Below are 11112 nucleotides of genomic sequence, written 5' to 3'. Positions count from 1 at the left end.
GCGCGGTGTGGATCAGGCCGGGAGGATCAGGCCGGAGGCGCCGGCGCGGGCGGCCTCGAAGCGGGCCTGCACGTCGGCCCAGTTCACGATGTTCCAGATCGCCTTGACGTAGTCCGCCTTGACGTTCTGGTAGTCGAGGTAGAAGGCGTGCTCCCACATGTCCAGCTGGAACAGCGGGATGGTGGCGACCGGCACGCCGTTCTGCTGGTCGTAGAACTGCTCGATCACCAGGTTGCCGCCGATGGGCTCGTAGGCCAGCACGGCCCAGCCGGAGCCCTGGATGCCGAGGGCGGCGGCGGTGAAGTGGGCCTGGAACTGGTCGAACGAGCCGAAGTACTCGTCGATGGCGGCGGCCAGCTCGCCGGTCGGCTTGTCGCCGCCCTCCGGCGAGAGGTTCTTCCAGAAGATCGAGTGGTTCGTGTGCCCGCCCAGGTTGAAGGCGAGGTCCTTCGACAGCTGGTTCACGGAGCCGAAGTCGCCGGCCTCACGCGCGGCGGCCAGCTTCTCCAGGGCGGTGTTCGCGCCCTTGACGTACGTGGCGTGGTGCTTGGAGTGGTGCAGCTCCATGATGCGGGCCGAGATGTGCGGCTCCAGCGCGGCGTAGTCGTAGTCCAGCTCCGGAAGGGTGTATTCGGTCATGCTTCCTCCTTGGTCAGGCGAGGCTGCGGGCAGGACGCCCTCGGCCTCCACCTCGGGCAACCTCGCGTCTCGGCGGCGTATTCCGTCCGTCTCCATTGTGATCGGGGGCGGAGCGCCGGGGCCAGATCCCGTCGACGGTGATCCCGCGCTCAGCCTTCGGAGGCCGCGTCCGTCCCGGGGATGCCCCGCTCGGCGGCCCGCTTGTCCGCCATGGCCAGTAGCCGGCGGATGCGCCCGGCGACGGCGTCCTTGGTCATCGGCGGGTCCGCGAGGCGGCCGAGCTCGTCGAGGGAGGCCTGCTTGTGCTCGAGGCGCAGCCGTCCCGCGTAGCGAAGGTGGTCGGGCACCTCGTCCCCGAGGATCTCGAGGGCCCGCTCCACCTTCGCCCCGGCCGTGACAGCGGCCTGGGCGGAACGGCGCAGGTTGGCGTCGTCGAAGTTCGCCAGGCGGTTGGCGGTGGCCCGGACCTCTTTGCGCTCGCGCCGCTCGCGCCAGAGGGTCGCGGTCTGCTCCGCGCCGACGGCGGCGAGCAGCGTGGCGATCGCCTCGCCGTCGCGGACCACGACGCGGTCCGACTGACGCACCTCGCGCGCCTTCGCCGCCACGCGGAGCCGACGCGCGGCCCCCACCAGCGCGAGCGCGGCCTCCGGGCCCGGCGTGGTCACCTCGAGGGCCGCCGAGCGGCCGGGCTCGGTGAGGGAGCCGTGGGCCAGCAGGGCCCCGCGCCACACGGCGGCGGTGGCCGCCGTCGTCCCGCTGACGAGGACCGGCGCGAGGCCACGCACGGGCCGTCCCCGCTGGTCGATGAGCCCGGTCTGCCGGGCGAGGTCTTCTCCCCCGCGCACGACCCGGAGCACGTACCGCTGACCACGGCGCAGGTTGCCGCCGGAGACCACCACGATCTCCGGGGCCAGGCCGTACAGCTCGGTGATGGCGGCGCGCAGGCGGCGCGCACTGGCGCCGTGGTCCAGTTCAACCTCCACGACGACGCGGCCGGCCACGAGGTGCAACCCCCCGGCGAACCGCAGCATCGCCGCGGTCTCCGCCCGCCGCTCCGGGGTCGCGGCGACCGGCACACGGGCCAGCTCCTCCTTGAGGGTCATGGTCAGCGCCATGCTCGTGCTCCTTCTCGGCGAGGTGCGCGCGTCAGTGGGTCATCGCCTCGTCGATCGCGACGGCCAGGCGCAGCGGGTCGTGGACCTGGGGATCCTGGGCACTGCTCACTCTACTGAACGCCACGCGCGCGCCCATCCGGGCCGCCTCGGCCTCCACCGCCGCCCGGTCGGTGACCGCGTCCACGTCGGCGATCACCACGTCCAGCCGGAGGTCCGGCGCATAGGAGCGCAGCACCTTGAGGTGGTCGGCGTGGGTGAGGCCGGTGGTCTCCTGGTCTCCCGTGCGCAGGTTCAGCACCATGAGGCGCCGGGCGGTGGTGGCGGCGAGGGCCGCGCGCACGTCCGGCATCAGCAGGTGCGGCAGCACCGACGTGTACAGCGAGCCGGGTCCGAGCACCACCCAGTCGGCCAGCTCGATCGCCGAGAGCGCCTCCGGGGTGGCGGGGGCGTCGGACGGGCTCAGGCGGACGTCGGTGACGCGCCCCTCGAACGCGGCGACCGCGAGGGCCACCTGGCCCTCCACGCATCGGGTGCGCAGGCGGCCGTCCGGGCCGGCGCTGAGCACGTCCCCGCCGATGGTCAGCGGCACCCGCGAGACCGGCAGGACCTCACCGTGCGCCCGCAGCAGGGCGCCGGCCCAGCGCAGCCCGTCCACCGGGTCGCCCAGCAGCTCCCAGAGGGCGACGATCAGGAGGTTCCCGAGCGCGTGGTTGTCCAGGGTGGCCTGGTCGGCGGGCACCTCGGTGGAGCGGAAGCGGTGCTGCATGACGTGGGCCCAGGTCCGACCCCAGTCGGTGTCGTCGCACAGGGCGGCCAGCGCCATGCGGAGGTCGCCGGGCGGCAGCACCGCCATCTCCCGGCGGATGGTGCCGGAGGAGCCACCGTCGTCCGCCACCGTGACGATGGCCGTGAGGTGCCCGGCCACGTGCCGCAGGGCCGCGAGGGACGCGGAGAGGCCGTGGCCGCCGCCGAGGGCGGTGACGCGGGCCGTGGGGCGGGACATGCCCGCACCCACCCCGCGCCCTTCCGAACCCATCCCGGGCGGCAGGGGCAGTTGGCCGGTGAGCGGGGACGTCATTCGCGCCCCATGTCCCGGTGCTGGACGTGCACCGTGACGTGGGGCACCTGGGCCAGGCGCCGGGCCAGCTCCTCGGCGACGGCCACGGAGCGGTGCTTGCCGCCCGTGCAGCCGATGGCGAGCGTAGCGTAGTGCTTGTTCTCCCGCCGGTAGCCCTCGAACACCGGCCCCAGCATGGCGACGTACGTGCGCAGGAAGTCCTCGACACCGGGGCGGGAGAGCACGTAGTCCGCGACCGCGGCCTCCGTGCCCGTGTGCGGACGCAGCGCCGGCACCCAGTGGGGGTTGGGGATGAAGCGCATGTCCGCCACGAAGTTCGCGTCCGCCGGGACGCCGTACTTGAACCCGAAGCTCATGATGGTCAGGCGCAGCGTGACGGGGCCGGACTCCGAGAACAGCTCGGTGATCTCCGTGGCCAGGCCGTGCACGTTCAGCTCGGTGGTGTCCACCACGACGTCGGCACGCGCCTTGAGCGGCTCGACGACGTCCCGCTCCGCGCGGATGCCGTCCAGCAGCCGGGCGTTGCCCTGCATCGGGTGGGGGCGGCGGCCGGCCTCGAAGCGTTGCAGGAGGACGTGGTCCTCCGCATCGAGGAACACGGTGCGATACTCCACTCCGCTGTTGGCCAGGTGCTGCAGGGCGGCGTACAGCTCCTCGAAGTAGGAGCGCGAGCGCACGTCCACCACGATCGCCAGGCGCGGGAACGCCTCCGGCGAGCGGGCGATGAGCTCGGCCAGCGTGCCGAACAGGGCCGGCGGCATGTTCTCCACCACGTCCCAGCCGTGGTCCTCGAGCGCGTGCGCGGCGGTGGTCCGTCCGGCGCCGGACATCCCGGCGATCACGAGCACCTCGGATGTCGGCGGCTTCTCCGGCTGGAGGGTCTCCTCGGTCATGACTCCACTGTATCCGCGGGCGTGTCGGCCGTGAGCGCCGTGTGGACGGCCTCGGCCAGCCGCGGCCCGATGCCGGCGACCTCGGTCAGCCGGTCCACGCCGGCGGCCCGGATCTCGGCGACGGAGCCGAAGTGGTTCAGCAGCGCGGTGCGCTTGGCCGGGCCCAGGCCCGGGATCCCGTCCAGGGCGGAGACGGTCATCGCCTTGGACCGCCGGCTGCGGTGGCCCGCGATCGCGAACCGGTGCGACTCGTCACGGATGCGCTGGAGCAGGTACAGGCCCTCCGAGGTGCGCGGCAGGACCACCGGGAACTCGTCGCCCGGCAGCCACACCTCCTCGAGCCGCTTGGCCAGCCCGACCACGGGCAGGTCGTCCAGGCCCAGCTCCTCGAGGACCGCCGCGGCCGCGGCCACCTGGGGCGGGCCGCCGTCGACCACCACGAGCGAGGGCGGGTACGCGAAGCGGCGCCCCGCCTCCTGATCGTCCCCCTCGACCTGACCGGAGAGCGGGGCGCCCTCCGCGCGCTCCTTGGCCAGGCGGGCGAAACGACGCCGCAGGACGTCGCGCAGGGACGCCGTGTCGTCCCGGGCGGCCTCCCCCGTGACGTTGAAGCGGCGGTAGTCCTTCTTCTTCGGCAGCCCGTCCTCCATGACGACCATCGAGCCGACCACGTTGGTGCCCTGGGAGTGGGAGATGTCGTAGCACTCGATGCGCAGCAGGGGCTCGGTGATCTCCAGGGCCTCCTGCAGCTCCCGCAGGGCGGCGGAGCGGGTGGTGAGGTCCCCGGACCGCCGCGACTTGTGCAGCTTGAGGGCCATCTCCGCGTTCTCCCGGACGGTCTCCATGAGGTCCGCCTTCGAGCCCCGCCGGGGCACGCGCACGGCGACCCGGGACCCGCGCAGGCCCGAGAGCCACTCGGTGAGCTGTGCGGCGTCGTCGGGCTCGACCGGGACGAGGATCTCGTGCGGGATGCGCTCCGGCCCCTCGAGGTCGCCGTAGACCTGCTGGAGCAGGTGCGCGACCATCTCCGGCTCGGCGACGTCCTCCACGCGCTCCATGACCCAGCCGCGCTGGCCGCGGATGCGTCCCTGCCGGACGTGGAACACCTGCACCGCGACCTCCAGCTCGTCCGCGTGCAGGGCGAAGATGTCCGCCTCCGTGTTCTCCGGCAGCACCACGGCGTTGCGCTCGAACACGCGGCGCAGCGCGGCGATGTCGTCCCGCAGCCGGGCCGCGTCCTCGTAGCGCAGCTCCTCGACGGCACGGGCCATGGCCTTCTCCAGCTCGCGGATGAACCGGTTCGCGTCCCCGGCCATGAAGTCGCAGAAGTCCTGGGCCAGCGCGCGATGGTCCGCCGGGCTGATCCGGCCCACGCAGGGCGCCGAGCACTTGCCGATGTAGCCGAGCAGGCACGGCCGGTCCTGGGCGCGGGCCCGCTTGAACACGCCGGCCGAGCACGTGCGGACCGGGAAGACGCGCAGCATCAGGTCCACGGTCTCGCGGATCGCCTTGGCCGGGTGGAACGGGCCGAAGTACTTCACGCCGGGCTTCCGGTCGCCGCGCATCACCTGGACGCGCGGGAACTGCTCGTTCATGGTCACGGCCAGGTACGGGTACGACTTGTCGTCCCGGTACATGATGTTGAACCGGGGGCGGTACTCCTTGATCCACGTGTACTCGAGCTGGAGCGCCTCCAGCTCGGAGCCGACGACGGTCCACTCGACCGCGGCCGCCGTGAACACCATGGTCCGGGTCTTGGTGGCCAGCCGGGCGGGGTCCTGGAAATAGGAGCTCAGGCGGGCGCGCAGGTTCTTCGCCTTGCCGACGTAGACGACGCGTCCGTCCGCGTCGCGGAAGCGGTAGACGCCGGGCGACGTGGAGATCTCGCCCGGAGCCGGGCGGTAGGAGGCCGGATCAGCCACGGGCACCCGGGGCGGCGTTGTAGGCGTCCACCCGCTCCTGCCCCGAGAGCGCGCCGATGGCGTCCATGATCGCCGCCGTCGCGTCGCGGCGCTGCGGCAGGGTGTGTCGACGCCCGGGGTGGCCGAAGTCCAGGGGCGCGCCCACGCGCACGGAGAACCGGTGGGGACGGAAGCCGTTCGTGTCCGGCGGCTGGAGGTGCTGCGTGCCGACGAGGCCCACGGGCACCACGGGTGCGCCGGTGGCCAGGGCCAGCCAGGCCGCACCGGTGCGGCCGCGGTAGAGGCGGCCGTCGCGGCTGCGGGTGCCCTCCGGGTAGATGCCGACGCCCTGGCCGGACTCGAGCAGGCCCACGAGGGACTCGAGCGCGGCCACGGAGGCGGCCTGCTCGCCCCGGCGGACGGGGACGGAGCCCACGGACTCGAAGAACCGCCGCCGGACGCGGCCCCGCAGGCCCGTGCCCGTGAAGTACTCCTCCTTGGCGAAGAAGTGGACCGGGCGGGGGGCGAGGGCCTGGAGGATCACCGAGTCGACGAAGGACAGGTGGTTGGAGGCCATGACGAAGGGGCCCCGCGCAGGGACGTGCTCCATGCCGACGACCTCGGGGCGGCAGGTGAGCCGCAGGAGCGCGGCGGCGCTCCTGCGCACGGGCTCCGACGTCGCCATGGCTCTCCTTCGTCCGCGTCCTGCGTGGGCGGGGTCCATGCTACGCGAGCAGTTCCGCGAGGAACCGGCCCGTGTGGCTCTCCGCGACGTGTGCGACCTCCTCCGGCGTGCCCGCGGCCACGATCGTGCCGCCCCCGGAGCCGCCCTCGGGGCCGAGGTCGATCACGTGGTCGGCACTCTTGATCACGTCGAGGTTGTGCTCGATGGTGAGCACCGTGTTGCCCTTGTCCACGAGGGACTGGAGCACGTGCAGGAGCTTGCGGATGTCGTCGAAGTGCAGCCCCGTGGTCGGCTCGTCCAGCACGTAGATGGTGCGGCCGTTGGAGCGCTTCTGGAGCTCGGCCGCCAGCTTCACGCGCTGGGCCTCGCCGCCCGAGAGCGTGGTGGCGGGCTGGCCCAGGCGGACGTAGCCCAGACCGACGTCGACGAGCGTGTCCAGGTACCGCGAGATGCGGGTGTACGCGCTGAAGAAGTCCGCGGCCTCCTCGATCGGCATGTCGAGGACCTCGGCGATGTTCTTGCCCTTGTAGGTGACCTCGAGCGTCTCCCGGTTGTACCGGGCCCCGTGGCACACCTCGCACGGCACGTAGACGTCCGGCAGGAAGTTCATCTCGATCTTCAGCGTGCCGTCCCCCGCGCACGCCTCGCAGCGCCCGCCCTTGATGTTGAAGGAGAACCGGCCCTGCTGGTAGCCCCGGACCTTCGCCTCGGGGGTCTCTGCGAAGAGCTTGCGGATCGCGTCGAACACGCCGGTGTAGGTGGCGGGGTTGGAGCGCGGCGTGCGCCCGATGGGGCTCTGGTCCACGTGGACCACCTTGTCCAGGTGCTCGAGCCCCTCCACGGACCGGTGCCGGCCGGGCACGAGCTTGGCGCCGTTGAGCCGGTTGGCCAGGACCTTGTAGAGGATCTCGTTGATCAGCGTGGACTTGCCCGAGCCGGACACACCCGTCACGGCCGTGAGGACCCCGAGCGGGACCTCCACCGAGACGTCCTTCAGGTTGTTCTCCTGGGCGCCGCGGACCGTCAGCACGCGCCCCTTCTCCGGGACGCGACGCCGCTCCGGCACCGTGATGGAGCGGCGCCCGGAGAGGTAGTCGCCGGTGACGGACCGCGTGTTCGCCTTGAGATCCGCCAGGGAGCCCGAGTGCACGACCTCGCCCCCGTGCTCGCCCGCGCGAGGACCGATGTCCACGATCCAGTCCGCCTCGGCGATCGTGTCCTCGTCGTGCTCGACGACGATGAGGGTGTTGCCGAGGTCCCGCAGGCGCAGGAGGGTCTCGATGAGGCGGCGGTTGTCCCGCTGGTGCAGGCCGATGGACGGCTCGTCGAGCACGTAGAGGACGCCGACCAGCCCGGAGCCGATCTGCGTGGCCAGGCGGATGCGCTGGGCCTCGCCTCCAGAGAGGGTGCCGGCCGGCCGCTCCAGGTTGAGGTACTCCAGGCCGACGTCCAGCAGGAACGCCAGCCGGGCCAGGATCTCCTTGAGCACCTGGTCCGCGATCTGCCGCTCCCGGTCCGTCAGCCGCAGCCCCGAGAAGAACTCCATGGCCTCCCGCATGGGCAGGCGGGTGGCGTCCGCGATGGACAGGCCGCCCACGAGCACGTTCAGGACCGTGGGGTTGAGGCGGGCCCCGTGGCACGCCGGGCACGGGATCTCCCGCATGAACGACTCGTAGCGCTCGCGGGCGCCGTCCGACTCGGTCTCCCCGTGCTTGCGCATCACGTAGGGGATGACGCCCTCGAAGCCCGTGGTGTAGCGGCGCTCGCGGCCGAACCGGTTGCGGAACGTCACCTCCACCTTGAAGTCCTTGCCGTGCAGGACGGCGTCGCGCTCCGCCTCCGTCAGGTCCTTCCACGGGGTGTCCAGGGAGAAGCCCATCTCCTTGCCCAGCCCGCCGAGCACGCGCAGCCAGTAGTCCGAGGTGGACTTGCCGAGCGACCACGGCACGACGGCGCCCTCGCGCAGGGACAGCTCGTCGTTGGCGACGACGAGGTCCGGGTCCACCTGCAGACGGGAGCCGATGCCGGTGCACTCGGGGCACGCGCCGAACGGGTTGTTGAAGGAGAACGAGCGCGGCTCGATCTCGTCCACGGTCTGCTCGTGCCCGTTGGGGCAGGAGAGCTTCTCGGAGAACGAGCGGTACCGGGGGTTGCCCTCGGCGTCCCGCCCGCCGAACTCCGCGGTGTTCTTCCTGCCCTTCTCGGCGACCGGCTCCACGTCCACGAACTCGGCCACGACGAGGCCGTCCGCCAGCTTCAGGGCGGTCTCCACCGAGTCGGTGAGGCGCTGGCGGATGCCCTCCTTCATGGCGAGGCGGTCCACGACGACGGCGATGGTGTGCTTGACCTGCTTCTTCAGCACGGGCGGGTCCGAGAGCTGGACGGTCTCCCCGTCCACGACGGCGCGGGCGAAGCCCTGCGTGGACAGGTCCTTGAACAGGTCCACGAACTCGCCCTTGCGGCCGCGGACCACGGGCGCGAGCACCTGGAAGCGGGTGCGCTCGGGCAGCTCCTCGAGCTGGTCCACGATCTGCTGCGGGGTCTGCCGGCTCACCGGCTCGCCGCACTGCGGGCAGTGCGGCACCCCGACACGCGCCCAGAGCAGGCGCATGTAGTCGTAGATCTCGGTGATGGTCCCCACCGTGGAGCGCGGGTTGCGGTTGGTCGACTTCTGGTCGATGGACACGGCCGGGGACAGGCCCTCGATGAAGTCCACGTCCGGCTTGTCCACCCGGCCCAGGAACATGCGGGCGTAGGAGGAGAGCGACTCGACGTAGCGTCGCTGGCCCTCGGCGAAGATCGTGTCGAAGGCCAGGGAGGACTTGCCCGAGCCGGACAGACCCGTGAACACGACCATGGCGTCCCGCGGGAAGCTGACGTCCACGTCCTTCAGGTTGTGCTCGCGGGCGCCCTGGACGACGATGCGGTCCCGCTCGCCCGAGCGCGCGCCGCCGGGGCCGGAGGCGAGGCCGCCGGGGTGGGCCTCGACGGCGGAGGAGACGGTGGTGGAGGAGTTCTTGGGCACGCGGCCAGCATAGGGGCGGGTACGGACACGACACCGGGGTCTCGCCTGTGGGCGAACCCACCGCGGGCCGGGCCCGCCCTGGCGCCTCACCGCCCCGTCCGTACACTGTTGCGCATGCCCGAGACCGCCCGGAACCGCCTCCTGCACGATCTGCCCGCCGTCACGGTGCGCACCTGCTCCGTGTCGGAGATGGACAACAACGTGTACCTGCTCACCTCCAAGACCACGGGGGCGCAGGTGCTGATCGACGCCGCCGCCGAGGCCGAGGCCATCCGCGACCTCATCGCCTCGGCCGCGGACGACACCCCGTGCGAGCCGCGCCTCGAGATGATCGTCACCACGCATCGACACTGGGACCACGTGCGCGCGTTGCCGGCGCTGGCCTCCCTGACCGGGGCCCGCACGGCGGCCGGCGAGGACGACGCCGACGCGATCGCCGAGGCCACGGGGGTCGCCCCCGACGTGCGCCTGCGCCACGGGGACACCGTGGGGGCGGACGGGCTCCGGCTCGAGGTGGTGGCCCTGCGCGGCCACACGCCCGGGTCCATCGCGCTGGTGTGCCGCCCCGAGGCGGACGAGCCGGCCGTGCTCTTCACCGGCGACTCCCTCTTCCCGGGCGGGGTGGGCAACACCGAGGGCGACGACGGCCGGTTCCGTCAGCTGTTCACGGACGTGAGCGATCGGATCTTCGACGCGTTCGACGACGACGTGGTGGTCCACCCCGGCCACGGCGCCTCCACGACCCTGGGCGCCGAGCGCCCCCACCTGCCGGAGTGGGCCGAGCGCGGCTGGTGACGGTGCGCCCGGGCGGTCCCGGGCCCAGCGTCAGGCCGGCTTCTGCCCCGCCATGAACAGGCGCCGGGCCGGGAAGATCGTGACCGGGCCGGCGTCGTCGGCCGTGACACCGGGCACCGGCGGGTACGCCTCGCGCATGGCGGCGCGGTACCGGTCCACGAACGCCTCGAGCAGCCCGGCGCCCTCGGCGGCGCCCTCCTCGGCGTCCCAGCGGGCCAGGGCCTGCAGGCTCGGTCGCAGGGCCGCGCCGGAGGTCCACCGGAACACCGGGTCCTCGCCCGTCAGCACCTGCTGGTACTCCGTCTCCCAGACGACCGGGGACCACCCCGCCTCGAGGAATAGCCGCGTGTACTCCTCGGGCGGCGCCACGGTGCGGGTCGTCGCCACCCCGTGCAGCGGCTCGGAGAAGGCCGGGTCCTCCGCCAGCGCCACGATCGCCGCGTGGGAGGGCTGCTCGTAGGGCCGCGGGATCTGCGCCGCGAACCACGCCCCCGGCGTGAGGTCCCCGAGCCAGCGCCGGATCAGGCGACGGTGCGTCGGGATCCACTGGAGCATCGCGTTGGACACCACGACGTCCGTCGCCCCCGACGGGCGCCACTGCGAGGCGTCGACCGCCTCGAAGCGCAGGTTGGCGGGGGCGCCCGTGCGGGCCGCCTGCTCCCGGGCCCGCTCCAGCATGGCGGGCGAGTCGTCCAGACCGATCACCTCGGCGTCCGGCCAGCGCTCGGCCAGCGTCCGGGTCAGGGTCCCCGGGCCGCAGCCCAGGTCCACCACGACGCGCGGGGCCTCGGCGCGCACGCGCCCCACCAGGTCGTGGAAGGGGCGGGCGCGGTGTTCGGCGAAGCCCTCGTACTGCGCGGGATCCCAGGTGAACCCCCCGCCCTGTCGGCCGGTCACGTCCCCCACGACGGCGTCGGTGTCCGGGTGCGGGCTCTCGGGCGCGATCTGACTCATGGCGGCACCGTATCGCGCGGAGCGGCC

The 11112-nt window shown here is 72.8% G+C and carries 9 protein-coding genes; 1 reads left to right on the top strand and 8 read right to left on the bottom strand.

Features of this window, described 5'->3' with window-relative positions:
- Positions 1 to 12: 12 nt before the first annotated feature.
- From NR072_RS03990 to uvrA, 7 genes are all read right to left on the bottom strand, one after another.
- Positions 13 to 639, bottom strand: coding sequence for a superoxide dismutase (locus NR072_RS03990; protein WP_036315296.1), 627 nt, complete (start codon positions 637 to 639; stop codon positions 13 to 15).
- 149 nt (positions 640 to 788) lie between these two features.
- Positions 789 to 1754 carry a DNA-binding protein WhiA gene (gene whiA / locus NR072_RS03985; protein ID WP_036315298.1) on the bottom strand — a complete coding sequence of 322 codons (966 nt, stop codon included), beginning with the start codon at positions 1752 to 1754 and terminating at the stop codon, positions 789 to 791.
- Between the two features lie 31 nt (positions 1755 to 1785).
- Complete coding sequence (yvcK, locus tag NR072_RS03980; protein ID WP_036315301.1) at positions 1786 to 2832, bottom strand: uridine diphosphate-N-acetylglucosamine-binding protein YvcK; 1047 nt, start codon at positions 2830 to 2832, stop codon at positions 1786 to 1788.
- Complete coding sequence (gene rapZ / locus NR072_RS03975; RefSeq protein WP_036315303.1) at positions 2829 to 3725, bottom strand: RNase adapter RapZ; 897 nt, start codon at positions 3723 to 3725, stop codon at positions 2829 to 2831. The genes yvcK and rapZ overlap by 4 nt, the downstream gene beginning before the upstream one ends.
- A complete protein-coding gene (gene uvrC / locus NR072_RS03970; protein ID WP_036315391.1) occupies positions 3722 to 5647 on the bottom strand; it encodes an excinuclease ABC subunit UvrC in 1926 nt (641 codons plus the stop codon). The genes rapZ and uvrC overlap by 4 nt, the downstream gene beginning before the upstream one ends.
- Positions 5640 to 6311 (bottom strand): 1-acyl-sn-glycerol-3-phosphate acyltransferase, encoded by a 672-nt coding sequence (locus NR072_RS03965; protein ID WP_036315306.1) that lies wholly within the window; start codon positions 6309 to 6311, stop codon positions 5640 to 5642. Before NR072_RS03965 ends, uvrC begins: the two co-directional genes overlap by 8 nt.
- A gap of 40 nt (positions 6312 to 6351) precedes the next feature.
- On the bottom strand, positions 6352 to 9336 hold the full coding sequence (gene uvrA, locus NR072_RS03960; protein ID WP_256836234.1) for an excinuclease ABC subunit UvrA: 2985 nt from the start codon (positions 9334 to 9336) through the stop codon (positions 6352 to 6354).
- A 114-nt stretch (positions 9337 to 9450) separates the two neighbouring features.
- Here uvrA and NR072_RS03955 point away from each other — a divergent pair, with 114 nt between their 5' ends.
- Entirely contained in the window at positions 9451 to 10131 is a 681-nt protein-coding gene (locus NR072_RS03955; protein WP_036315309.1) for an MBL fold metallo-hydrolase, read from the top strand.
- Positions 10132 to 10161: 30 nt separating this feature from the next.
- Here the strand turns inward: NR072_RS03955 and NR072_RS03950 are convergent, their stop codons facing one another.
- The gene (locus NR072_RS03950; RefSeq protein ID WP_256836232.1) at positions 10162 to 11085 is read right to left on the bottom strand and encodes a methyltransferase domain-containing protein; all 924 of its coding nucleotides are present in this window, start codon (positions 11083 to 11085) and stop codon (positions 10162 to 10164) included.
- Between the last annotated feature and the right edge of the window lie 27 nt (positions 11086 to 11112).

Source organism: Micrococcus sp. Mcc89 (assembly GCF_024519795.1).
GTDB classification, from domain to species: Bacteria; Actinomycetota; Actinomycetes; order Actinomycetales; family Micrococcaceae; genus Micrococcus; species Micrococcus luteus.
The sequence above is the reverse complement of the archived record's forward strand: the minus strand, read 5'-3'. Positions and strand labels throughout refer to the sequence as shown.

Bases quoted from the DNA above. Each gene is read 5' to 3' on its own strand.
- NR072_RS03990 (WP_036315296.1), bottom strand. From the start codon at position 639: ATGACCGAATACACCCTTCCGGAGCTGGACTACGACTACGCCGCGCTG.
- whiA (WP_036315298.1), bottom strand. From the start codon at position 1,754: ATGGCGCTGACCATGACCCTCAAGGAGGAGCTGGCCCGTGTGCCGGTC.
- yvcK (WP_036315301.1), bottom strand. From the start codon at position 2,832: ATGACGTCCCCGCTCACCGGCCAACTGCCCCTGCCGCCCGGGATGGGT.
- rapZ (WP_036315303.1), bottom strand. From the start codon at position 3,725: ATGACCGAGGAGACCCTCCAGCCGGAGAAGCCGCCGACATCCGAGGTG.
- NR072_RS03965 (WP_036315306.1), bottom strand. From the start codon at position 6,311: ATGGCGACGTCGGAGCCCGTGCGCAGGAGCGCCGCCGCGCTCCTGCGG.
- NR072_RS03955 (WP_036315309.1), top strand. From the start codon at position 9,451: ATGCCCGAGACCGCCCGGAACCGCCTCCTGCACGATCTGCCCGCCGTC.
- NR072_RS03950 (WP_256836232.1), bottom strand. From the start codon at position 11,085: ATGAGTCAGATCGCGCCCGAGAGCCCGCACCCGGACACCGACGCCGTC.